This window comes from Thermicanus aegyptius DSM 12793 (genome assembly GCF_000510645.1).
Lineage (GTDB): Bacteria > Bacillota > Bacilli > Thermicanales > Thermicanaceae > Thermicanus > Thermicanus aegyptius.
The window spans coordinates 2,013,261-2,036,226 of record NZ_KI783301.1 but is presented as its reverse complement, the minus strand read 5'-3'; the positions used below and the strand labels follow the sequence as shown (position 1 = coordinate 2,036,226).

Annotated in this window: 20 protein-coding genes and 1 other annotated feature; of the genes, 16 read left to right on the top strand and 4 right to left on the bottom strand. The window is 50.5% G+C overall.

Going from position 1 to position 22,966, the window contains the following annotated elements; all coding sequences use genetic code 11:
• The first annotated feature begins 3 nt into the window (after positions 1 to 3).
• Complete coding sequence (locus THEAE_RS0110735; RefSeq protein ID WP_005587749.1) at positions 4 to 993, top strand: phosphotransferase; 990 nt, start codon at positions 4 to 6, stop codon at positions 991 to 993.
• Positions 994 to 996: 3 nt separating this feature from the next.
• On the opposite strand, the gene THEAE_RS23280 is transcribed toward THEAE_RS0110735, so the two are convergent.
• Positions 997 to 1,173 (bottom strand): hypothetical protein, encoded by a 177-nt coding sequence (locus tag THEAE_RS23280; RefSeq protein WP_169729984.1) that lies wholly within the window; start codon positions 1,171 to 1,173, stop codon positions 997 to 999.
• 191 nt (positions 1,174 to 1,364) lie between these two features.
• Positions 1,365 to 1,636 (top strand) — a binding site (T-box leader).
• Between the two features lie 49 nt (positions 1,637 to 1,685).
• Here THEAE_RS23280 and THEAE_RS0110725 point away from each other — a divergent pair.
• The 6 genes from THEAE_RS0110725 (at position 1,686) to THEAE_RS0110695 (ending at position 10,079) form a co-directional block, all read left to right on the top strand.
• The gene (locus tag THEAE_RS0110725; RefSeq protein ID WP_028987475.1) at positions 1,686 to 4,373 is read left to right on the top strand and encodes a valine--tRNA ligase; all 2,688 of its coding nucleotides are present in this window, start codon (positions 1,686 to 1,688) and stop codon (positions 4,371 to 4,373) included.
• Between the two features lie 14 nt (positions 4,374 to 4,387).
• Positions 4,388 to 5,722: a bifunctional folylpolyglutamate synthase/dihydrofolate synthase gene (locus THEAE_RS20695; protein WP_052329923.1), complete on the top strand. Its 1,335-nt coding sequence runs from the start codon at positions 4,388 to 4,390 to the stop codon at positions 5,720 to 5,722.
• Entirely contained in the window at positions 5,719 to 7,089 is a 1,371-nt protein-coding gene (murC, locus tag THEAE_RS0110715; RefSeq protein WP_028987474.1) for a UDP-N-acetylmuramate--L-alanine ligase, read from the top strand. The genes THEAE_RS20695 and murC overlap by 4 nt, the downstream gene beginning before the upstream one ends.
• 305 nt (positions 7,090 to 7,394) lie before the next feature.
• On the top strand, positions 7,395 to 9,050 hold the full coding sequence (locus THEAE_RS22065; RefSeq protein ID WP_028987473.1) for a sensor domain-containing diguanylate cyclase: 1,656 nt from the start codon (positions 7,395 to 7,397) through the stop codon (positions 9,048 to 9,050).
• A gap of 204 nt (positions 9,051 to 9,254) precedes the next feature.
• Entirely contained in the window at positions 9,255 to 9,530 is a 276-nt protein-coding gene (locus THEAE_RS0110700) for a hypothetical protein (protein WP_156920601.1), read from the top strand.
• A 249-nt stretch (positions 9,531 to 9,779) separates the two neighbouring features.
• Complete coding sequence (locus tag THEAE_RS0110695) at positions 9,780 to 10,079, top strand: hypothetical protein (protein WP_028987471.1); 300 nt, start codon at positions 9,780 to 9,782, stop codon at positions 10,077 to 10,079.
• 81 nt (positions 10,080 to 10,160) lie between these two features.
• Here THEAE_RS0110695 and THEAE_RS0110690 read toward each other — a convergent pair whose 3' ends face one another.
• From THEAE_RS0110690 to THEAE_RS0110680, 3 genes are all read right to left on the bottom strand, one after another.
• Entirely contained in the window at positions 10,161 to 11,945 is a 1,785-nt protein-coding gene (locus tag THEAE_RS0110690) for a hypothetical protein (protein ID WP_028987470.1), read from the bottom strand.
• A gap of 61 nt (positions 11,946 to 12,006) precedes the next feature.
• Positions 12,007 to 12,528 carry a prepilin-type N-terminal cleavage/methylation domain-containing protein gene (locus tag THEAE_RS0110685; RefSeq protein WP_028987469.1) on the bottom strand — a complete coding sequence of 174 codons (522 nt, stop codon included), beginning with the start codon at positions 12,526 to 12,528 and terminating at the stop codon, positions 12,007 to 12,009.
• Positions 12,529 to 12,531: 3 nt separating this feature from the next.
• Entirely contained in the window at positions 12,532 to 12,966 is a 435-nt protein-coding gene (locus THEAE_RS0110680) for a type IV pilus modification PilV family protein (protein ID WP_028987468.1), read from the bottom strand.
• Positions 12,967 to 13,298: 332 nt separating this feature from the next.
• Between THEAE_RS0110680 and THEAE_RS0110675 the strand changes: the two genes are divergently transcribed.
• From THEAE_RS0110675 to THEAE_RS0110630, 9 genes are all read left to right on the top strand, one after another.
• Complete coding sequence (locus THEAE_RS0110675) at positions 13,299 to 14,960, top strand: GspE/PulE family protein (RefSeq protein WP_028987467.1); 1,662 nt, start codon at positions 13,299 to 13,301, stop codon at positions 14,958 to 14,960.
• A 25-nt stretch (positions 14,961 to 14,985) separates the two neighbouring features.
• Entirely contained in the window at positions 14,986 to 16,029 is a 1,044-nt protein-coding gene (locus tag THEAE_RS0110670; RefSeq protein ID WP_028987466.1) for a type IV pilus twitching motility protein PilT, read from the top strand.
• Between the two features lie 3 nt (positions 16,030 to 16,032).
• Positions 16,033 to 17,247 carry a type II secretion system F family protein gene (locus THEAE_RS0110665; protein WP_028987465.1) on the top strand — a complete coding sequence of 405 codons (1,215 nt, stop codon included), beginning with the start codon at positions 16,033 to 16,035 and terminating at the stop codon, positions 17,245 to 17,247.
• 76 nt (positions 17,248 to 17,323) lie between these two features.
• Positions 17,324 to 17,752: a type II secretion system protein gene (locus THEAE_RS0110660; RefSeq protein WP_028987464.1), complete on the top strand. Its 429-nt coding sequence runs from the start codon at positions 17,324 to 17,326 to the stop codon at positions 17,750 to 17,752.
• A gap of 82 nt (positions 17,753 to 17,834) precedes the next feature.
• Positions 17,835 to 18,584, top strand: a complete 750-nt coding sequence (locus THEAE_RS0110655; RefSeq protein ID WP_028987463.1) for a prepilin peptidase — start codon at positions 17,835 to 17,837, stop codon at positions 18,582 to 18,584.
• 112 nt (positions 18,585 to 18,696) lie between these two features.
• Positions 18,697 to 19,641 carry a type IV pilus biogenesis protein PilM gene (gene pilM, locus THEAE_RS0110645; protein ID WP_028987462.1) on the top strand — a complete coding sequence of 315 codons (945 nt, stop codon included), beginning with the start codon at positions 18,697 to 18,699 and terminating at the stop codon, positions 19,639 to 19,641.
• Positions 19,628 to 20,416: a PilN domain-containing protein gene (locus THEAE_RS0110640; RefSeq protein WP_028987461.1), complete on the top strand. Its 789-nt coding sequence runs from the start codon at positions 19,628 to 19,630 to the stop codon at positions 20,414 to 20,416. Before pilM ends, THEAE_RS0110640 begins: the two co-directional genes overlap by 14 nt.
• Complete coding sequence (pilO, locus tag THEAE_RS0110635) at positions 20,400 to 21,029, top strand: type 4a pilus biogenesis protein PilO (RefSeq protein ID WP_028987460.1); 630 nt, start codon at positions 20,400 to 20,402, stop codon at positions 21,027 to 21,029. Before THEAE_RS0110640 ends, pilO begins: the two co-directional genes overlap by 17 nt.
• Positions 21,030 to 21,258: 229 nt before the next feature.
• Entirely contained in the window at positions 21,259 to 22,911 is a 1,653-nt protein-coding gene (locus THEAE_RS0110630; protein ID WP_028987459.1) for a hypothetical protein, read from the top strand.
• Positions 22,912 to 22,966 lie beyond the last annotated feature (55 nt).

The window sequence follows — 22,966 nt, the reverse complement described above, 5'->3', positions numbered from 1 at the left end:
ACCATGGAGAAAGAATTGAAACCTGTCTTAGAAGCGTACGGGCTTCATCCAACCTCACTGCAAAAGAAGAGGGAGGTATGGAAGATTACTACGCTGGGGGGCACCTTTGCCCTTAAAAAAACAAAAGCCTCCTCCACCCGCCTTGAACGAATCACCGCCTCCCTCGAGGGTCTGGCCCGGTTTAAGGTGGATGGCCCCATTTACCCGCTGCCGGAAAGGGGGGGGAGACTCTTTTTAGAGCGTGAAGAAGGAAATTATCTGCTCACTCCCTGGATCGAGGGGAGAACCGGAGAAGAGCTTTTCGCAGAAACCGATTGGGTGAAGGAGGCGATGGAGCGCCTTGCCCGCATTCACCGGGTAATGCGCCAGGAGGTGAAGACGAGGGAGACGCTCCTCCCGGCGGGGCAGGAACTCTTAAAAAACTGGAACCGGCGCATGAAGCAAATGATCGCATGGAAAGAGAGGGTGGCTAAACATGCCTATCCCTCACCCGTTGACGCCGTCTTCATGGCCAATGTGGAGGATCTGCTTGAAATGTCGGGGAAGGCGGCGGCCGAATTAGAAGCAGGAATCCTGGAATGGGAAAAAGAGGAGGAATCGGTCATCACCTTTTGCCATGGACGACTCTCCACCGATCATGTGCTGGTGGCGGAGCATCCTTACTTTCTGAACTTTACTCATTCCGTCTATGATCTTCCCGTCAGAGACCTCGTTTATTTCCTCCGCCACTTCCTCCGGAAAACGAGGAGGAAGGAAGAGCTGGAGTCATGGCTCAGCGCCTACCTGGCGAAAAATGAGCTGGACCCTTTCCAGCGCAGGCTTCTTCCCCTTTCCTTCCTCTATCCGATCGAGGTCACCCGCTTCCTGGAACAATACTATGAAGGAAAAATGAAAGGCTCCTGGTTTGAGATCGAACTTGTCCGCCGTTTTGAAAAGCTGTTGGATGAGCAAGCTTTCTTTCGCCTTGTGGTCGCTCCTCCCCGGTCGTTCTAGCGCTTAATACCATTCCAGAATGGATCCAATATAGAGAAGGAAGAGGATGAAGAGGATGAAAACGTCGATAAACGTTGGAATGAAAAGGGTACGGATAAAATAGAGAATTAATACAGGCAACATAAAGGCTTTAATTCCTTTTTTCGATTTGATCAACCACTCGGTAATTTTTTTCTTCATGATGATCCCCCTGATGGAACCGGACATCCTCAAATCCCGATTCGTCTCTTTCCATTCGGAACCTCTCTTTCTTATCGTATGAAGGGGTTCGGCCGGACGTTCCTGCTTGGTTAAACGCCTCTGTTTTCACGCAGATTGACAATCCATTTTAAAATGAATATAGTATAGGATAAACAGGGATTGTGAATCAGCGAACAGCAGGGAAGGGGAGGAGTAAGGTTGATCCTCACTGAAGAGAGGAGGTCCTTGGGCTGAAAGACCTCTGGAGGCAATGCCTGAAGTCGCCCTGGAGTTGGTCGCCTGAACATAAGTAAGGCGGCCCGGCAAAAAAAGCCGTTATCCAAAGGAGAGCGCAAGGAGCGTACCCTTTCCCTATGGGGATCATCCAGGCGAATGGTGTTTGACCCGATGGAAATTCCTTGCGAACTAAGGTGGTACCGCGAAGCAACCCTTCGTCCTTTTTAGGATGGAGGTTTTTTTATGTGTAAGAAGGAGGGACTATATTGGAGAAGATGACGACCCCGAAGAGAGAGCTACCCAAGACCTATCAACCGAAAGAAGCGGAAAAGAAATGGTACCGCTGGTGGGTGGAAAAGGGTTTCTTCACCCCGTCCCGGGATCCGGAGAAGAAACCCTTCACCATCGTGATCCCTCCCCCCAATGTGACCGGAAACCTTCACATCGGCCATGCCCTGAACAACACCCTGCAGGACATTTTGATCCGCTTCAAGCGGATGCAGGGATATGCCGCCCTTTGGCTGCCTGGGATGGACCATGCCGGAATTGCCACCCAAGCCCGGGTAGAGGCGATGCTCCGCAAAGAAGGGTTAACCCGGTACGACCTGGGAAGGGAGAAGTTTGTTGAAAAAGTATGGGAATGGAAGGAAAAATATGCCTCCGTGATCCGGGATCAGTGGGAGAAGATGGGCGTCTCCGTCGATTACACCCGGGAACGTTTCACCATGGATGAGGGACTTTCCAGGGCGGTTCGGGAGGTTTTCGTCCGCCTTTACGAGAAGGGCCTCATCTATCGGGGGAAATACATCATCAACTGGGATCCGGTTGCCCGCACCGCCATCTCCGACATCGAAGTGATTCATAAAGAGGTCCAAGGGAAGCTTTATCACCTTCGCTATCCCTTAAAAGGAGAAGAAGGTTTCATCGAGGTGGCCACCACCAGGCCGGAGACGATGCTGGGCGACACGGGGGTTGCCGTCCATCCCGACGATGACCGCTATAAACACCTGATTGGGAAAACCGTCATCCTCCCCATTGTGGGACGGGAAATCCCCATCATTGCCGATGATTACGTGGACCGGGAGTTTGGAAGCGGTGCGGTAAAGGTAACCCCTGCCCATGACCCCAACGACTTTGAAATGGGGCTTCGCCACCATTTGGAAGCCATCGTCGTCATGGATGAAACGGCCCATATGAATGAAAATGCAGGAAAATATAGAGGGCTCGACCGGTACGAATGCCGCAAACGGATCGTGGAAGACCTGACCGAGATGGGAGTCTGCTTTAAAGTGGAAGACCATACCCATGCCGTCGGCCACAGCGAACGGAGCGGAGCCGTGGTGGAGCCGTATCTCTCCACCCAATGGTTTGTGAAGATGAAGCCGCTCGCGGAACAGGCGATTCGGCAAGCCCATCTCGATGACGCGTTGATGGAGGGGGAGGATCAGGTTGCCGTTCGCTTTGTTCCCGACCGTTTTAAGAAGATCTACCTGAACTGGATCGAGAATGTCCACGACTGGTGCATCTCCCGGCAGCTCTGGTGGGGGCACCGCATTCCGGCTTGGTATTGCGACGATTGTGGGGAGATGACCGTCTCCAGGGAGGAGGTAGAGAAATGTCCCCGCTGCGGAGGCACCCATCTTCATCAGGATGAGGATGTGTTGGACACCTGGTTTAGTTCCGCCCTTTGGCCCTTCTCCACTCTGGGCTGGCCTGAGGATACGGAAGATTTCCGTTACTTCTATCCCACCGATGTTTTGCTGACGGGCTATGACATCATCTACTTCTGGGTGGCCCGTATGATCTTTACAGCCCTTGAATTCACCGGGAAAAATCCGTTCAAAACGGTGATTATTACAGGTCTCATCCGGGATGCGGAAGGGAGGAAGATGTCCAAGTCCCTGGGGAATGGTGTAGACCCCATGGAAGTGATTGAACAGTACGGAGCGGATGCCATGCGGTTTATGCTCTCCACAGGCATTACCCCGGGACAGGATAGCCGTTTCCGCTGGGAGCGGGTGGAGGCGGCCCGGAATTTCGCCAACAAGATTTGGAACGCATCCCGCTTCGCCCTCATGAATCTGGAAGATTTCAAGATGGATGATGCTAAAATCGAGCCGGAAGGCTTGGATACCGTGGATCGATGGATCCTTCACCGACTTAATGAAACGGCGGGAGCGCTCACCAAAAATTTGAACGCCTACGAGTTTGGTGAGGCAGGACGCCTCCTCTACGACTTCATCTGGGATGATTTCTGCGACTGGTATATCGAATTGGCGAAACCAACCCTCTATGGGGAAGATGAAGGCGCCAAACGAAAAACCCAAAAGGTCCTCCGTTATGTACTGGATCAAGCCCTTCGCATGCTTCACCCCTTTATGCCCTTCATCACCGAAGAAATCTGGCAAGCCCTTCCCCATGAAGGGGAGAGCATCGTGATTGCGCCGTGGCCTGAGGAGAGGGAAGAATTCCGCTTCCCAGAAGCGGTGGAAGAGATGAAGACCATGATGGAATTGATCCGCCAGGTTCGAAACCTCAGGGCGGAGATGAATGTCCCCGTGAGCCGCCCGATCGAACTCCTCATCCACGTCGATGATGAGAAGATGAAGGAGCGAATCGCCCGGAACCGGGCATACCTGGATCGCTTTTTCAATCTGGAACGGCTTACCATCGACACCGATGTGAAAAAACCGGCAAAGGCCGTCGCCGCCGTTTTTACCGGAGGAGAAGTATTCCTGCCCTTGGAGGGGCTCATTGATCTTGATCAAGAAGTGGAGCGCCTCAGCCGGGAACTGAAACGCCTCGACAGTGAAGTGGAGAGGGTGGCGAAAAAACTGGCCAATCGGAATTTCGTCGAGAAGGCTCCTCCCCACGTGGTGGAAGAGGAACGAGAGAAAGAACGGGATTACCTGGAGAAACGGGAAAAAGTACTTGCCCGCTTACAGGAACTTCAAGGAAAATAGGGAGAAGAATCCACATGAAAAACAGACAGGAAGCGGTAGACTGGATCAAAAGTTTGCGCCCCTTCGGTTATAAGCCGGGAACGGATCGCATGGTCCGGATGCTTGAACGGTTGAACCACCCGGAACGTCAGCTTAAATTCGTCCACATCGCCGGGACGAACGGCAAGGGGTCAAATGTTGCCTTTCTTGCTTCGATCTTCAGGGAAAACGGGTACGATGTAGGAACTTACATCTCCCCTGGGAACACCACCTATCTAAGCCGCATCGCCTATAATGGCGAAGAGATTCAGGAAGGGGCGCTGGTGGAAATCGCCACGACTTTAAAAGAGTTGGCCGATGAATTAGCCCTTACGGAGGAAGGCGCCCCAACCGAATTTGAGATCCTCACCATGATCGCCATCCTCTATTTTGCCAGGTATACCTATCCCGATCTGGTGATTTGGGAAACCGGGCTGGGGGGCCTCCATGACTCCACCAACGTGGTTTATCCCCTCATTAGCCTCATTACCAATGTGGCCTTCGACCATATGCATATCCTTGGAAATACATTGGGAGAAATTGCATTCCAAAAAGCGGGGATTATTAAGCCGGGAGTTCCTGTGGTAACAGGGGTGAATGGCGGTGAAGCAGGTCGGGTCATCGAAGAGCAGGCGAAGGAGAAACGCGCATCCATCTATCGCCTGGGAGAAGAGTTTCGCATCCTGGATCCGGTTATGAATCATGAGAGGCAAACCTTTACGTTCCAAAGTCCTTTTCGAGAGCTTAAAGGTCTCGACTTAGGACTTAAGGGAGAGCATCAATTTGCCAATGCAGCCACCGCTCTCATGGCGGCGGAGTTACTGCGTACCTACTTTGCCTTTCATCTGGAAGAGGAGGGCATACGGAAGGGATTGGTTAAAGCCGCAAATCCGGGACGCATGGAAGTGGTAAACCGGCATCCCCTCATCCTCCTGGACGGAGCCCACAATCCCCACGGCATGCGTGCGGTGGCCCACTCCATTCCGGCCCTCTATTCCTATCGCAAAATGATTCTTCTTCTATCCATTATGCAGGACAAGCTGGCCGATGAGATGCTGCAAGCCCTCATCCCTTTGGCCCATACCGTCGTCGTTACCCGAGCCAGGAACAAGCGGGCCTTAGATCCTGAACAACTGGCGGAAAAAATAAGAAACATAAATCCCCGGATGCCCATATATATAGTAGAAGAGCCAACTGAAGCGGTAAAGAGTGCCCTCCATCTCACCGAAAAGGAAGACCTCCTCTTTATTACAGGTTCCCTCTATCTGTTGGAAAGCATTCGTGACGAACTGGAACGGGAAATCGCGATGAAAGTGGGTGACATAGATTGAGCGACAAGAAGAGGATCCATTTCATCGGCATCGGGGGCTCTGGAATGAGCGCCCTGGCCCGTGTATTCCTGGAGCAAGGGTATCCCGTCTCCGGATCCGACATGGTGCGGAAACATTTGGTGAAAGAATTGGAACAAATGGGGGCGACGGTTTATATCGGGCATCATCCCGACCATGTGAAAGAAGCGGATTTGGTCGTTTACACCTCCGATATCCCGGAGGAGAACGCGGAACTGGTCGAAGCGAAGAGACTTCTCCTTCCCGTGATGCATCGGTCCGACCTGTTGGCGGAAATCCTAAACGGGAAAAAGGGAATCGCCGTCTCCGGCTCCCATGGCAAGACCACCACCACCTCCCTTATCTCTTTCCTGTTGGAAAAGGCGGGCTTGGATCCCACGTATATCATCGGCGGGGAGATGATGAATGGAGGAGGAAACGCCAGGGCAGGCCAGGGGGAATATGTGGTGGCAGAAGCGGACGAGAGCGATCGCACCTTCCTGAAATATCATCCTCATATTGGGGTGATAACGAATATCGAACCGGACCATTTGGAGAACTACGAAGAAGATTACAGGAAAATGAAAGAAGCCTTTCTCCGGTTTGCCAATCAGGTAAAACCGGGGGGAAAAGCGGTCATCTGCCTCGATGATCCGGACATCCGGGAAATCGCAAGCCACATCAAATCGGATACGATTACGTATGGGATGAAAGAGGAGAAGGCAGATTACCTGGCCAGAGAAATCGATCAGGGGGACGGACTTTCTTTCCTGGCGGTGGAACGGGGCAAGGAGCTGGGGAGAATTACCCTTCACTTAGCAGGGAAGCATAACATCTATAATGCCCTCGCCGCTTTGGCCGTAGCCCGATACGCCGGAATCTCCTTTGATACCATCGCCGCCGCGATGGAGGAATTTCGGGGAGCGAAACGTCGCTTTCAACTGATTGGCGAGGTAGACCAAATCCGGATCGTCGACGATTACGCCGTCCATCCGACGGAGATACGGGCCACGTTGCGGGCGGCCAAAGAGACGGGAAGGAGGGTTTTGGCTCTCTTTCAACCTCACCGGGTGACCCGGGCTTATTATTTGTTTGGGGAGTTCGGGCGATCCTTTCAAGATGCTGACCGGGTTTATATTACGGAAATCTACTCCCCTAAGGGAGACAAGAAAATAGAGGGAGTCGATTCCGGAAAGCTGGCCGAAGAAATCCGGAAAGGAAGCGGGGTAGAGGTTCAATACATCTCCTCACAGGAGGAGATGGTGGATGCCCTTTTGCAGGAAGCAAAACCGGGGGACCTCATCTTAACCCTGGGTGCCGGAGATATTTATAAGGTAGCCCATCGCTTGATCGAAGAGCTCTCGCATTGAGAGCCCCTTATTCTCGAAGAAGGGACAGATTTTTTTCTTGTTGTCCTTCATCCGATTCAACCACTGAACCTTACATCTTTGCGATTTTTACTTCTTCGCAATGTAAGGTTTTTTTTATAAAAAAAATGCTTTATAATTCTAAAAGACTAGTATAAAATACTCATGTAATCCGCCTCAGGCATAGGTCTAACGACCTAGGAATAGTAAGGATAGTCCTAAAGAGTGAAAACGTCAAAGAAGAAGAAGGAGATAGAAAAGTAAGAAAAATACAAATGAGGAGATATGAACATGGAGGGGGTGGAGAGATGAGAAAGGGAACAGGAAAGAATATTCTGATCACAATAACCTTTGTAGGGTTGTATGGGGCTTTCCTTTATGGGACATCAAGGCAATCGTTCTCCTTTACCCAAGACGACCTTTATATGATCCTTGGTTTTCTCCTTCTCTACGGGATTCTTAGTCTCTTTCCCATCGTTCTCAAGAATACCACCATCACGCTCGATTTAGCCCTCTCGTTAGCTGTCTTCCTCATCTATGGTTTTTATATCGAAGCATGGATGGCACAATTCGCCTTGGTTCTGGTTTTTATTTTTAGCGGTGTCCGAAACTACCGCAGATATTTGGTTAATATGATGATGTTCCTCCTTATTTCGACCTTTTCAGCCCTAGCCTATTACAGCATCGCCGGTGTCGGGGAATTCTCCTACCTCGCCGTACTGGCTTATGTAGTCGTCTACTTTCTATCCAACGAATTTCTTGTATTTATCGCTCGTTGGGTGATCTATGATCATTTCCAAAAGACCTCCCTTTCGGAATTTAAATGGAACGTGATTACCATTCTGATGACTTCTCCGTTGGGGATTCTTCTCTATCTCTCCTTTAAGGTGTATAAACATGAAGCCCTCCTTTATTTTTCCATCCCTATTCTGGTTCTCTCTCTCTTTACCCGTTTTTATTACGAGATGCAAGGGATGAACCATCGCCTTCAAGAGCTGAATCGGCTGATCACCATTTTTACCTCAAAACTAAAGGTGGAAGAGGTATTGCAATCGATCTTTCAAGCCGTCTACGACTTTTATCCGGTGGACGGAATCGTTCTCTATCACGCGGAAGAGGGGAAGGGGAGAATCCTTGGGACGAGCGGGACCTTACCGGAGAAGGTGAGCCAGGCCCTGCAGGAGGGAAACAGCTGGGATGAAGGGGAGGAAATGATGAAGCAAACCGTCAAGGAGAGAAGAATGCTCCGTTTTACCGGGAATGATGAAGGGATTCTCTCCCTCCCTCTGATCCGTAACGGAGAACCCCTTGGAGCTCTTCTTCTCATCTTTAAAAAGTCGGTTCAACTATCCCCCACAGACCGGTATCTTTGGCAAGTGATGGCCAATCAGGCGGGAAACGCCCTCTACAATGCCTTCCAGTATGAAAAAACTTATCAGAAAGTATATAAAGATGAATTAACCGGCCTTGGCAATTATCGCGCCTTTGACACGAGCATCTATCGAATGATGGAAGAGGCGGATCAAAAAGGGATTCCTCTCACCCTCCTTCTCTTTGATCTTGATCTCTTTAAAGAGATAAACGACAATTATGGGCATCTGGCAGGGGATCAGGTGTTAAAAAAAGTGGCGACTCAGCTTTCCTCCTTTTTTGAGGGAAAGGGAAGCGTTTTTCGGTACGGTGGGGAGGAATTTACCGCCCTCATGCTGGGCATCGGAGAGAAAGAAGCTCTGCACATGGCTGAAGAGTTTCGAAGGCAGATCTCCTCTCTACCCATTGAAGTGACGGATACCATCGGAGAGGGGAAAAACCCCATCATCCTCCATATCACCGTCAGTATTGGTATAGCCTCCTATCCATCCCAGGCAAAAGAGGCCATGGAGTTAATCCGCAATGCAGACCGGGCCATGTACCTGGGAGCGAAACAAGCGGGGCGAAACCGGGTTTGCGTCTACGTGGGGTAGGGGAGAGAGACCTGTGAGACCTACCATGGAGGAACATGATCGGATCGAGGGATCGGATATAGTCATAGAAGGAAAAAGTGCGCAGGGTACGACAAACGGCAATTGGAAAAACGGATGAAAAGGAACGGTGATATTTGAGGAAGGTGAAGGTATGATGCGAATTTTTAAAAACCTTTACCAAGCAGGGGGGCAGTGTGGGGCATTGTGATTTTCTTTTTTGTCGCGCCACGGAGCTCGGTCAATCTATCGATTGTCTTCACCGTTCTCGCTCTTATCCTGTTGGCGCCGACTCTTTATCTCTCGTGGGTTGCGAAAACGTTCCGATATATCGTCGATAACGGGCGACTTTCGATCCGTATGCCTTCCTCCATTTCTCTTCATTTGGACTGGGCAGGACAACCCACACGGTACGGTTCATCGGCGGAGCTCTGGATCATGTACGGGATTTTCGCCCTGCTCACTCTTTTATTCATGGGATGAACGTGGGCCAATGGGCATGAGCGGTTCATGGCTTATGCATTGGGGCTGACAGAGGTGGGGATTTTAACCGACAGAACCGGAACATCTGAATAGGTTGGTGATTTAGATTGCCATGAACCGTGATCGATAGCGGTCGGTAAAAAAAGATGGGAGCAGGGAGCGAAAATATGATAGGATAGAAGAGGGATCTTTGAATAAAGGTAGACGATCCTATGTTCATGTAAATTTGAGGAAAGGAGTTCACTTTCCATGATGTACGAAATCGGTGCTATTTTGACCGCAGCCCTTCTCACCGTGATTCTTCTCTATTTCCGGAATTTTTTCCGCCTAAGCAGCATCGGCCTTCTCCTGTTGATCGCGCCCTTGTGGCTTGTTCATCTCTTCTTCTTTTTCCTCATGGAGAAGATCGGGTACTTTACCTTTCCTCTTCTCGCCGTTCTCTTCATTCCCTTCGCCTATTTCGCTCCAAAATTGGGGAAGAAAAGGCGTTTTTCTCATCTTCCGAAGGGTCCCTCCGCTCCTTCGGCGACTACCGTGGAGCAGGGATGAGGTGGATCAGGAGCAGGTTTTTCAATAATTTGGTGCCAAAAAACCGGCTAATGCCGGTTTTTCGTTTTGCTATGCGATATTTTACTCATAACGTCCATCGACTTCGGTGATGGTTACTTTATTTACCGTCGGTATTCCGCTGGGAGGATTTAGAATCATCTCTTTTTTGTAGTAGATGGAAAGACGGGATTTGGTGGGGGGGAGCGTGAGCTGACGGGGGTCGAAATATAAAGGCCCCACACGCATTGCATCTTTCCCATCCACGGAAAAATCACTCTCTTGCGTTATCCCCTTTGTGGTATTTAGCTCAATTGAAGCTGCAAAAACTCCTCCATTAATTTTTATATTGGAACCTACCCCGTAAATCGTTAACTGATTGGTGCTATACAAATAGGCATTGATTTCTTTCGGCGTATCTGCATATTGGTTATTATTATACATTCCTATATTTCTGCCACTCAGGAGGATGAGCGTCCCCCCTCCTTCGTTGTTTAGATCGTTAATATCAATGTCCCCTTTGGCGTAGATGGCGCTATTGGCGTTTAAATGTTTGTTGACTGCCAGATTTCCATTGACATACATAGATCCATTAAAGGTCAGGTTATCAATAACGGTGACGAAAGATTTATCACCAAAAATATCGCCGAAAATGTCCTTTATTAGATCAAAAATCATACCAAGAAGAGAGGTTTCATCCCCTTTAATATACAGATGTCTACCTTGTCCAACCTGTATTGTTCCCCTTAATACGGCGGGACCTTTTATATAGATGTCGCCATCTACTATCAATTTACTATTGCTTTCCATTTCAAGGGAACCATCAACCACTAAATCTCCGTGCACTCTTATGGTAACCCCGTGATGTATGGTAAACTTGTTATATAAAAAACCAAAGAGATTATCAAATTTAGTTGAACTAGTAAAAGTCTTATCTTCTTCGTAATCATAGTCGTCTGCTGTGTGAGAAGTGCTAGGAATTCTTGTAATCTTCGGGTTGCGAAAAGCTTGATTCACCAGATTGTTATCGGGAAGTGTGAGGGAAGCAGGTTTAAGATTAGGAGCGATTGAAAAAAATTTATTCAAGTTCTCTTTAGTCTTTTCAACGGTTCTAGGATTAGTGCCGTTTGCGTCTTTCACTTTTAGTTGACCATCAAGGGTGAGGTTGCCGTTGATCGCGGGATACGCGGTGTCGACCCAAGCTGTCCTATCAAATATAAAAAATGTGTATTTAAAGCTTGCCTGGTTATGCGTCGTTAAATCCCCACCTACGTATACATCACCCTCCAGATATGCTGCGCCATTTAAATCCAGATTCCCAGGTGTAACTAATTCATACTTAAAAACATCAGCCATCGTGGTAAGGACTAGGGTTTTCCGATAAGTTTGTCGGGAACCGCCGCTTTTGCCGACCGTAACGATCTCCACTTTTTCGGAGTAGAGTCCGTTTGCGATGTCATATCCCAATTCTTCCCTGGTCGTATTGTCTATTTTATATTCATACTCCGGGGTATTGGCTGAAATCTTTTGATAGATACCATTCAACTGGGATTTAATCACATCGATGTTGGCGTTGGAAAGGTGAAGATTTAAATTGTTGATCTCATTCCGGAGCTTGGCGGTCGCCTCCAAGGTACCGTTTTCGGCGTTTTGGCGGGCGCGGAGGAGGTTCTCCTGGGCAGCCACCGATGAGTGGGAGGTGACGGAGAGTTCCAGCATCGACATGAGAATGAAGCTGATCGCTAAGAAAAGGAGCAGGACCGTAACCAGGGTGTATCCTTTTTCTTCCTTTGTGAAATCAGCTTTTAAGGCATTCCGATTCTCTTTTACTTTTCCCGCAAACAAACGGCTTTCTTTCTCTCTAAGCATCTTACTCCCCCCTTTTTCAATATTTATTGAGGAGACTTCACCTTCAATGAAGTGAAGGCGCTCATCCTGAGATGGGATGGGAGAGATAGACATAGAGGGGCTTTGCCAGGCTTCCAATCTTCTCCACTTGTATCATTCCCTTCAGTTCTCCATCCCCAATCCAGAAGTAGCTTCCCTTTAAGGAATACCCCTCTTTGTTAATCCTTTTCCCACCAATGAAAAGGTTATATCCGGTCGCGTCATCCCCGGTTATATGAATCTCCTGACTTCGCTCTTCCTCCGTCTGATCCACCTTCTTAACCACTTCCGTTGCTTGAAAGTGATAGATCCGGTTTGGATCGGCAGGCTGATCCAGGATTTCTACTTTATCCACATTTTTTAGGGTTTGATTTAAAACCGTGGTGATAAAATTGGTTTCATTCCGAAGTTCCGTATCGGAGGTAAGCCGATCGAAGGCCATCAGGCTGCTTAGGAGGATCATCGTGACGATGCCGATGAGGAGGCTGGAAATCGCAAGTACGACCAATAGTTCGACTAGGGTTACCCCTTCTTCATTCTCCCATTTGCTCCATTCCCGCTTCATGTCTCATTCCCCCTTTTCCACATACCCGGTCATCGAAACCTGATGGTCTGTCCATAGGACCGTTACTTCGACAGGAGTTAAGCCTTCTGCAGTCTTTTCTTGGGGTATAACCAGGACTCGATAAGAAGAAGGGTTGTAGGGCAAAGGCTTGCTTTGGGTAAATGTGGTTGGGGGAACCTCATTTCCCGCCGGAATATGGTCCAACTCGGCTGGATTAGCCTTATAATAATCAAGGACCAGCTTGGCGAAATGGACTGCGCTGAGCCGCTCCGAGGAGAAGCTGGAATTGGACATCGCTTGGTAAAGAATTCCCATGAAAGAAAAACCGATAATCGTGATAATCAGGAGGGAAGCGGTCACTTCTACGAGGGAGAAACCTCTCTCGTGATTCTTCCATTTCAAGATAAAGCCTATGGGATATTTCTTCGTGTGCTTCATCGAGCCCTTCCCCTTTTCACGTCTTCCTCTGAAAAATACGAAAATCCCCTTCATAATGGTGAATAAAATGCAAATTTGTGAAAAAGATGTGATAGAATGTAAAGTTTTCTGTGTTCTTTGATCGATATGTTAAAAAGTCAGGCACGAAGCCTCTTTCTCTCAAATTATATCAAGAAATCGCCATAAACGTAACCAAAAAATTGTAGCAAAAATAGGACTTTTGTCTTATACTTGGAGTAGGATTCCAGGTGTGTGGATGAAAATAATTTATTCTTTTTTCTTGTTTTCCATATACATTTGGTGCAAATAGGATTGTGGAGATGAGGGGTACGATGTCGCTGGTGCGAAAACGGTTAGGCGATCTCTTGGCGGAAAGCGGGCTCATCACCCAGGAGCAGCTGCAGGAAGCCTTGGAGGAGCAGAAAAAAAGCCGCCAGAAACTGGGGGATGTCCTGATCCAAAAGGGATACATCACCGAACTGCAATTGATTGAAGTGCTGGAGTTCCAGTTGGGGATTCCCCATATCAATCTCTTTAAGCTTCCTATCGATCCCGCCATCGTCCGCCTCATTCCGGAGGCGTTGGCTCGACGCTATCAGGCGATTCCGGTTCGCAAAGATGGGAATAAACTCCTGGTCGCCATGGTTGACCCCCTGGATTACTACTGCCTGGAGGATCTCCGCATGGTGACAGGATTCTCCATCCAACCGGCTATCTGCACCCGGGAAGAGATGGGACGAGCCATCGCCCGCTATTACGGCTTGCAGGAATCGATGGAGAATCTGCTGCAGGAGGTGGGTGATGAGGAGCAGATTGTCGAACAGGAGATCATGAATGAGGATTCTCCCGTGGTCCGCCTCGTCAACCAGATGCTCCAGCAGGCGGTTCAGCTTCAGGCAAGCGATATCCATATCGATCCCCAGGAGAGCCGCGTGCAGATCCGGTACCGCATCGACGGTGAGCTGAGGACGGAGAGGATCCTGGCCCGTTCCATGCTGGGAATGATTGTGGCTCGTATCAAAATCATGGCCGATCTTAACATCGCCGAGCGACGTCTTCCCCAGGATGGCCGTTTTAAGATGCAGGTCGATTTTAAGACGATTGACCTGCGCGTCTCTACGCTGCCCACCATTCATGGAGAGAAGGTGGTTCTTCGGATCCTGGATCTCCAATCCGGCGTGAAGGAACTGGAGAAGCTCCACTTTCAGGAATCGAATCTCTCCCTCGTGAAATCCATGATCGAGCGTCCCTACGGCATGATCCTGGTGACGGGGCCAACCGGAAGCGGAAAGACGACCACCCTCTATTCCGCTCTTTTTCGGTTAAACCGTGAGAATGTAAACATCATTACGGTGGAGGATCCGGTGGAGTACCAACTGGAGGGAATTAACCAGGTGCAGGTAAACCCTGCCACAGGCCTCACGTTTGCAGCGGGGCTTCGCTCCATCCTGCGGCAGGATCCCAATATCATCATGGTGGGAGAAATCCGGGATAACGAGACGGCCGAGATCGCCGTCCGGGCTTCCCTTACCGGGCATTTGGTTCTCTCCACCATTCACACCAATGATGCGGTAAGCACCATCACCCGCCTGAAAGACATGGGCATCGAGCCCTATCTGATCGCCTCTTCCCTCTTGGGGGTTATCTCCCAACGGTTGGTCCGCTCCATTTGCAGCGAATGCAAGGAGAGTTATGAACCGACGGAGCAGGAACGAATCTACCTGGAGCGGCGGGGAGTGGACATTAAGCGCCTCTATCGGGGGAAGGGCTGTGGGGTATGCAATAAGACCGGCTACAGGGGGCGTCTTGCCATCCACGAAGTGCTCTCCGTCGACGATGAACTTAGGCGGATGATTTCCGATGGGACCTCCCAGGAAGAATTGCGGAAGGCCGCAAAGCGAAAAGGGATGATTCCCCTGGTGGAAGATGGTTTATATAAGGCGGAGATGGGACTAACCACACTTCAGGAAGTGATTCGAGAGACCCTGGATTAGGCAGAGGAAGGAGTATTTTGGCAGTATGAGCAATACGCAGCAGATCTTCGAAGAATGGCTGGGCAGGGCTTTTGAGGCTGGTGCTTCCGATCTTCATCTCAGCATCGGTTCCCCGCCCATTCTCCGAATCGATGGAGCTTTAACTCCCCTGGAAGGGGAGAAGATCACCGCCGCTTTCATGGAGGAACTCCCTACTCTTCTCTTGAATGAATTACAACAGCGTCGCTTTTTAGAAAGCGGAGAGGTAGATTTCTCTTACAGCCTCCCCGGAATCTCTCGGTATCGGGTGAATCTTTTTCGCCAGCGTGGAGGGGTGAGCATTGCCGCCCGGGTCATCCCGTCCCATATCCCCTCCCTCGGGGAACTGCAGATGCCCAAAGTGCTGCGGGAGGTGGCGGAGAAGCCCCACGGCCTCTTCCTGGTGACAGGTCCTACGGGAAGCGGAAAGAGCACCACCCTGGCCGCCATGATTAATCATATTAACGAAACCCAGGCGAAGCACATCATCACCCTGGAAGACCCGATCGAGTATCTTCGCCCCCATAAGCGTTCCATTGTTGAGCAACGGGAGATCGGAAACGATACGATGAGCTTCGCTTCAGGTCTTCGGGCCTCCCTGCGGCAGGATCCCGATGTGATTCTGGTGGGGGAGATGCGGGATCTGGAGACCATTTCCACCGCCATCACCGCCGCGGAGACGGGACACTTGGTTTTGGCCACCTTGCATACCAATGATGCGGCCCAGACCGTTGACCGGATCATCGACGTCTTCCCCGCCGAACAGCAGGGGCAGATCCGGCTGCAGGTGGCGGAGGTTTTGATCGGCATCCTTTCGATGCGCCTTTTGCCGCTGGCGACGGGCAAAGGGAGGGTGGCGGCGACGGAGATTCTGATCAACACCCCGGCGGCAGCCAATCTGATTCGCCAGAGCAAGTCTCATCAACTGCGCAGTCTCATGCAGACGGGAAGGGCAATGGGCATGCATACGATGGAAATGCACATCCGGGAACTACTGGCCGCCCACCTCATCTCCCCTGCGGTGGCAGGACTTTATCTGACGGAGGGATAACCGATGGCCCTGTATACCTACCGGGCAAAAGACCGGGTCGGCAAGATGTATCGAGGGAAAATTGAAGCCTCCGATAAAGCGGTTGCCATGGAGGAATTAAAACGAAGGGGGGTGATCATCCTCTCCCTGGAGGAGAAGAGAAATACTTTCCTAAATCAGGAGTTTTATTTGGGAAGTCCGGTCAAGCATGTCGATTTCGTCATCTACTGCAGGCAGTTTGCCACCCTCATCCGGGCCGGCGTGCCCATCGTGGAGGCCAACCGGATCCTGGCCGAGCAGACGGAGAGCCGCGCTTTGAAGAAGGCTCTTATGGAAATTACCGTCAAATTAAAAAAGGGAATTCCCTTCTCCCAGGCGGCAGGCGAACAGAGATTTTTTCCTCCGTTTTTTATCAATATGATCCGTGCCGGGGAAGAATCGGGGAAGATGGATGAGACGTTGGAGCGGATCGCTCATTATTTCGAAAAGGAGCATGATACCCGGGAAAAGGTGAAATCGGCCATGACCTATCCGGTGGCCGTGGGACTGATCGCCATCATCGTGGTGGGCTTTCTGCTGAAATTCGTGGTCCCCCGTTTTGTGGGCATGTTTGAACAGATGCACGCAGAGCTTCCCGCCGTCACCCGTTTCGTTCTCGCCCTGAGCCAGAGCGTGGAAAGGCAATGGTATCTGTGGCTTCTGGGTATGGCACTCATCGTCTTTCTTTTCATCGCCTTAAAACGGACGGCTCAGGGAGCTTACTGGTTTGACTATCTCAAATTAAAGGTTCCTGTTTTCGGGAAGTTGAATCAAAAAGGGGCGATCGCCCAGCTCACCCGGACGCTTGCCTCTCTCTACGGCAGCTCTGTTCCCGTTCTTCAATCTCTCTCCATCGTGGAAAACCTGGTAAACAACCGGGTCATCGGTGAAGTTCTGCGTAAGGCCAGGGAGTCGCTCAGCCAGGGCCGGCCCCTGTCGGAGCCGCTGAAGCGCTCCTGGGTCTTTCCGCCGCTTGTGACCCAGATGATCGCCGTGGGAGAGGAGACCGGCTCCCTGGACCAAATGCTGGAAAAGGTGGCCGATTTCTACGAGCGGGATGTGGAGAATACGGTGGACAGGCTAAAATCTCTCATCGAGCCTCTCCTCATCGTCTTTCTCGCCGGCGTGGTGGGCATCATCGTCGCAGCCATTCTTCTGCCCATGTTCACCCTCTACCAAAACATCGGCAATATGCAATGAGCTTTACCGACCTACTTGAATGGATCAACCTTCACATAGATCCAGATGACAAGTTTAATCAAAGGAGGATGGAAAAATGTTCAATGGTTTGAAACGGGTAAGCAAGGAAGAAAAGGGTTTTACTCTCATCGAACTCTTGGCCGTCATCATCATCATTGGGATCATTGCTGCCATTGCGGTACCAAGCATTGGGGGGCTGATTAATAAGACGAAGGATGATGCAGACAAAGCTACGGCACAACAGCTCTACGAAGCGGCGAGGCTCTATCTGACGGCTGAAAAAAATGGTGATTTTTCCAATGCAACCGTTACACTTACGGATCTTGAAGGAAAATATCTCCCAACAAATATCAAAGATGGAAATGGAAAAGAAATTACTGCAGCCACGGTTACATTTGATAAAGATGGTACTTTAGAATCAGTCAGTTTCACTACCTCGGATGGAACAAAAAACTTTGATAAAGATTTTAATAAACCCGCAGGTTCATCAACATCAGGTACTTAAGAAAGATACACTCTAAAAATCAAGAAATTGGCCCATGAAATTGAAAATGAAGAAAATCTGATATTGAGAAAAGGGGTCAGTTATGACTTTCCTCTTAATAATCTTTTCCCTCCTCTTCGGCCTCACCCTGGGCTCCTTCTTTAACGTGGTTGCCCTACGGGTGCCGAAAGGGGAATCGATCCTATATCCACCCTCCCATTGCCCCCACTGCCGGAAGCAGCTGGGGGTACGGGATTTGGTGCCTGTTCTTAGCTTTCTCATCAGCCGGGGACGCTGCCGCCACTGTGGAGCGCCCATTTCTCCCCTCTACCTGTTGGGGGAGCTAAGCACAGGTCTACTTTTTGCGGCCATCTATCTGGTCTATGGATTTTCCCCGGAGGCGGTGGTTGCAGCCGCCCTCGCCGGGCTCTCCGTTATCATTACGATCTCCGACCTGGCCTATCTGCTCATTCCGAACAAAGTCCTTCTCTTCTTCCTCCCTCTCTTCGCCTTTTTGCGCCTCTTTATCCGGGAGGAATCTTATTGGACTTACCTCCTCGGGATGGTGCTTGCAGGAGGAATTCTCCTCTCTGCGGCACTCATTAGCCGACGAGGGATGGGGATGGGAGATGTGAAGCTCTTCGCCTTGTACGGTCTAGCCCTTGGCCCCCTCTCCGCCTTTCTCGCCCTCTTTCTCGCTTCTCTGGCCGGTGCTTTGGTGGGGGGGACCCTCATCCTGAGGGGAAAAATGAAGCGAAAAGACCCCATCCCCTTCGGACCTTTTCTGGCGCTGGGAGCGATGCTGGCGGAACTGTTCGGCGATGCGATCTTTTCCTTCTACTTCTCCCTATAGCAATCCGCTCATTCCACCAATGGAGAAAGAAATTACTCTATCCCTCCGTGGAAAAAAGAGAAGAAGAGTTTCGGCCTTCCTCAGACCATCAAACATCGCAAGGGGGATCCCTATGTTTTCATTCATGCAACAAATAGGACTGAGCTTCACTCTTCAGGACATACGCTACTGCCAACTGAAGGATGTAAAAACAAAAATGGTAAGAAAGGTAGGGAAACTCTCCCTCCCGAAGGAACTGGTCCGGGAAGAAGGGATAACCGATCCCGCTCTCCTTTATGATGTGATGAAGGGATGGGTGAAAGAAGAGCGTCTAAAAGGGAAGCAGGTGATTCTCTCCCTGCCTACCTCCCATATCTTTATACGCAAACTAAAGGTACCGCCCATGAAGGAGAAGGATCTTTACCGTTATCTGGAATTGGAGATTGCCGGTTCCCTCTATCTTCCCTTTGAAAACCCTGTTTTCGACTATACGCTGGAAAAAGGGGAGAACGGAGAGGAGGATGAGGCGATCCTCTTTATTACCCCGGGAAAGATCCTGAACGATTACCTGGATGTGTTGGAGGAATTGGGGCTTCATGTCACCGCGATCGACCTTCCCTCCCTCTCCCTCCTTCGTTTCCTTACGTTTGCTTCGGAGGAAGCCGGGGAAGGCATGATGATTCTCTATCTCACCCAGGAGGGAATGGAACTCTATATCTACGATCGGGGAATCCCTGAGTTTATGCGGAGCCTTACCTTGGAACAAGAGAATTTCGTTCTAGCCCAAGGAAATCCGGCGCTCCGCTGGAACGATGTCCTGACGGAGATCCGGAGGATGTTTAATTTCTACCAATATAACATGCATGAAGAAGAAAAGAGGGTGACCCATCTCTATTTTTTTGGAAGACATTCGGGAAAAGAGGAATTTCTTCAGATATTGCGTCAGGAGTTTGATGGGGTGACGGTGAGGGAAGTTCCCCTCTCCTATACGTTGGAAAATGGGGGAGACGGGGAATTGGAAGATTATGCCCTGCCTCTCGGCCTTGTTCTAAGGGGGAAGATCCATGAGAAACGTTAATCTCCTGCCTAGAGAGAGGAGGCAAGAAAGATTTCTTCCCTTTCTCATCCTGATCGCCTTTTTCATTTGGAATCTTCTCATTCTCTACACCCTGTACGCATCCCAACAGCTGGACCGAAGCCTGGAGGATCAGGGCGCGCGTCTTGCCGCCCTAAAGCAGCAGGAAGAGCGGTTGAAAGCACAGCTGATTGAAGTGAGTAACGCGAAAAAACATGAAGGAGCCACCCCGCGGGAAGTGCTTGACTATGCTGCCAAGGCCCGTCTGAGTGTGCCGAAGGTTTTGGACGAAACCCTCTCCCTCCTTCCGGATGGCGGATGGATTGCTTCCCTCTCCTATGCCCGACCCGGGGCGATTGAGCTTGCCGTCGGATTTTCCAGGATGGAGGATGCGGCCTATTATCTGAACCGACTTCGCCACCTCTCCTTTGCAGCGTCAGGGATCTCCCTTCGTGAGGTCAAATGGGTGGAAGGAACGGCCTCTCCGACCGGAGGGGGGCAGAGATTTTATCAGGCGGTCTATACGATTCCCATCGCTCCAAAAACTCTCCCACAGAGTGAAAATGCGGCTCCGGGAGGAACCTCCAACCAAGGTGGAACTCCCGGCCAAGGAGGAGCTCCCGTCCAAGGGGGAAGTTCCGGCCAGGGAGAAATCCCCGCCGGGGGAGAGAACTCCGATGCTCCCAATGCTTTCGGCAATCTTTCGTTAGGGGAGAAGTCCGAAACAGAAAATTGGAGCACCTTGAAAGGAGGAGAGAGCAATGGAGCGGTTTACTAAAACCTTTCCCCTGATTCTCCTCCTTCTCCTCCTTTTCATAGGGGCTTATCTTCTCTATTTCTTTCTCTTCCAGGGAAAGGAGGAGAAACTGGCGAGCCTTACCCAGGAAATAAAGCAGAAGGGAGATATGGTGCTGCAACTCAACCGGCTGGTGAAGGAAAAAGTGGAATCCCAGCCGAAGCAGGACGATCTGGAGAAAGAGATGACGGCCCTCCCGATCTGGGATAATACGGAGCAATTGATTCTAGAATTTAAGAAATCGGAAGGAAAGACGGGGGTTAGCCTCACCAACGTCCAATTCCAAAACAGCGATCTCAACCGCTTGAATGAGTACGGCGGCTCCCCAACACCCCTCTTCCCCAACGTGAAAGAGGTACAGGTTAACATGATGGTGACCGGCACTTACACGTCGATTCACGCTTTTCTGGAGGAGATTGAAAAATCCCCCCGGTTCATGATCATCAATTCCGTCAACTTCGGAACGGCGGCGACGGGAGGGGAAAATCTCCTCCAGGGAACGAAGCTGACCGCCTCGATCCAACTAAGTGCCTACTACGACCCATCGAACCGGGATCTGGTTTCTCCAAAATGGCGGGAGTATCCTCTGCCGTAGGTGGAGCCGGGCATAAAATAAACAGAGACCTTTTATAACCGATCCAATGGATATCATAAGACGAAGATGGAGATCATTTGACGAATGAGCCTGGATATGGAGGCTCTTTTTTTTTCAAAATCGGCGGTCCCGGGACAGGCTTGTTCTAAATTTCGTTTCTCCCCATATACTTGTACAAAAAAACCTGCGTCCTGCCAAGGCGTAAGGTTTCGCAATGGGAGGGATGAGGATGAACAAGCCCAAATTGGTTTTGCAGCCGAAAAAAGAGGAAAGCGGATCAGGAAATAAACTTGCCTTTTCTCCCCAATCCCGGGAAGGAGCCCGGCAGCGTCTCGAACGTTATCAAAATGAAGAGAATGCCCGCGTCGTAACCAAGGAGAAATTAATCGTAGTCCCGTATCGGCAATGGAACGAAGCCGCTAGCCCCATCGAAAAAGAGGCGGTTCGAAGATGGCCAAAAGATCCGGATCATGAAAAAAAGCCTCATCAAACCACCCGGGAAAACTCCCATCAAAGCCTAAACGATTTCGTCCGTGAAACCTCCCGTAAACCTCGCCGTGGGACCAATCAGCCCATCCATGGATCGATGAACGAATCGACCGTAGAATCCTTCAAAGAACCGGCATCGGTAAAGGAAAACGACAGTGGCGAGCCAGCGAAGGGAGACGAAGGATCGCTCCCTCCTTTTCGGATCGGCATCGACCCTCCCCCCATCGAGGAGAACATGGATTTAGATACCCTGATCCGGGAGGTTCTGCAGAAGAAGGTGACGGAAGAGGAGAGGGCGGATCCAAAAACGGAGCATAAGGACACCGATTTTCCCGGAATGGATTCCCGAGAGGAGATGATTTTTTCGCCGAAAAAAGAGACCCGGTCCCCGAAAGATCCCATACCCCGAAACGAAGTAGATCTCGACGAAGTGGGCCCCATTTTCGACGAACCGGGGATTGGGAAAAAGCCGCCGGGGATTCCTCCTTACCGGAAGAGGAGAAATCTCGGTTGGTTGAAGTTTGTCTCGTCCATCATGGGAGCGATCCTCCTCGGTTCACTCTTTGGCTATCTCCTCTTGATGATTCTCGTCTCCGGGGACTGGCTAAAGGAAACCACCAATATTCCCCCATCTTCCCCGGCCAACTCGGCACAAGGCAGTCAAGGGGGTGAAGGAACCAAGGTGATTCCTTCGTCCCAGGTTGCCCTTGATCCCTCCCAGGCCGGCATAGCGGCGGCTGGGGAGTTGCAATTGGCGGATCGCACCTTTTACGCCATTCAGGGGGGAGTCTTTACCGATCCCAAGGCGGGAGAGGCCGCCCTCCAAGAGGCGAAGAAAAAGGGACTTCCCGCCCTCCTCTTCGATGACGAGAGCTTCCGTCTTTTTCTTGGGATGAGTTATCGGAAGGAGGATGCCCTCAACTTGGCCGGGTATTTCCAAAATAAAGGGGTGGAGATCTATCTCAAGGAATATTCCGTTCCCGGCGGGAAGATGCTCTTTCCAGGCGCGAAAAAGGAAGAGATGGACACCCTAAATCTCTTCCTCACCCATGGCACCTACCTGTTGGAGAAGACCGCCTCCTGGAGCGGTCAGGGGGTGATCGGGAAGGCGAACATCTCCGATGAAGAATGGAAGAAGTTTAAAGAGACCCACCGCCTCTTCCTCCTGGAATCGAAACAGATCGAGCCCATCCTCACCGAGGAGCAGAAAGGTTTCGTCTCTAAAATGACCACCGAGATGAACACGGCCATCACGGGGATGGTGGAATATGTGAAAAATCCGGAGATGTCTTACCTTCTTCAATCCCAGCAAGCCCTCCTCACCTATTTCGACCAGTACAGGAAACTGTTGGCCAGCGCCGGGGTGAATGTAGCCTATAAAAACCCTTCATAAAACATTCTATATCCCCGGAAACGAACATTCTCTCCTTTTCTTCTTTTTTTTTGTC

What these genes read in the sequence shown, in the direction of transcription:
- THEAE_RS0110735 (WP_005587749.1), top strand. Translation starts at nt 4, where the DNA reads ATGGAGAAAGAATTGAAACCTGTCTTAGAAGCGTACGGGCTTCATCCA.
- THEAE_RS0110630 (WP_028987459.1), top strand. Translation starts at nt 21,259, where the DNA reads ATGAACAAGCCCAAATTGGTTTTGCAGCCGAAAAAAGAGGAAAGCGGA.
- THEAE_RS20695 (WP_052329923.1), top strand. Translation starts at nt 4,388, where the DNA reads ATGAAAAACAGACAGGAAGCGGTAGACTGGATCAAAAGTTTGCGCCCC.
- THEAE_RS0110665 (WP_028987465.1), top strand. Translation starts at nt 16,033, where the DNA reads ATGGCCCTGTATACCTACCGGGCAAAAGACCGGGTCGGCAAGATGTAT.
- THEAE_RS0110655 (WP_028987463.1), top strand. Translation starts at nt 17,835, where the DNA reads ATGACTTTCCTCTTAATAATCTTTTCCCTCCTCTTCGGCCTCACCCTG.
- THEAE_RS0110695 (WP_028987471.1), top strand. Translation starts at nt 9,780, where the DNA reads ATGATGTACGAAATCGGTGCTATTTTGACCGCAGCCCTTCTCACCGTG.
- THEAE_RS0110675 (WP_028987467.1), top strand. Translation starts at nt 13,299, where the DNA reads ATGTCGCTGGTGCGAAAACGGTTAGGCGATCTCTTGGCGGAAAGCGGG.
- THEAE_RS0110640 (WP_028987461.1), top strand. Translation starts at nt 19,628, where the DNA reads ATGAGAAACGTTAATCTCCTGCCTAGAGAGAGGAGGCAAGAAAGATTT.
- THEAE_RS0110685 (WP_028987469.1), bottom strand. Translation starts at nt 12,528, where the DNA reads ATGAAGCGGGAATGGAGCAAATGGGAGAATGAAGAAGGGGTAACCCTA.
- pilM (WP_028987462.1), top strand. Translation starts at nt 18,697, where the DNA reads ATGTTTTCATTCATGCAACAAATAGGACTGAGCTTCACTCTTCAGGAC.
- THEAE_RS0110725 (WP_028987475.1), top strand. Translation starts at nt 1,686, where the DNA reads ATGACGACCCCGAAGAGAGAGCTACCCAAGACCTATCAACCGAAAGAA.
- THEAE_RS0110680 (WP_028987468.1), bottom strand. Translation starts at nt 12,966, where the DNA reads ATGAAGCACACGAAGAAATATCCCATAGGCTTTATCTTGAAATGGAAG.
- THEAE_RS0110660 (WP_028987464.1), top strand. Translation starts at nt 17,324, where the DNA reads ATGTTCAATGGTTTGAAACGGGTAAGCAAGGAAGAAAAGGGTTTTACT.
- THEAE_RS22065 (WP_028987473.1), top strand. Translation starts at nt 7,395, where the DNA reads ATGAGAAAGGGAACAGGAAAGAATATTCTGATCACAATAACCTTTGTA.
- pilO (WP_028987460.1), top strand. Translation starts at nt 20,400, where the DNA reads ATGGAGCGGTTTACTAAAACCTTTCCCCTGATTCTCCTCCTTCTCCTC.
- THEAE_RS0110690 (WP_028987470.1), bottom strand. Translation starts at nt 11,945, where the DNA reads ATGCTTAGAGAGAAAGAAAGCCGTTTGTTTGCGGGAAAAGTAAAAGAG.
- THEAE_RS23280 (WP_169729984.1), bottom strand. Translation starts at nt 1,173, where the DNA reads ATGAAGAAAAAAATTACCGAGTGGTTGATCAAATCGAAAAAAGGAATT.
- THEAE_RS0110670 (WP_028987466.1), top strand. Translation starts at nt 14,986, where the DNA reads ATGAGCAATACGCAGCAGATCTTCGAAGAATGGCTGGGCAGGGCTTTT.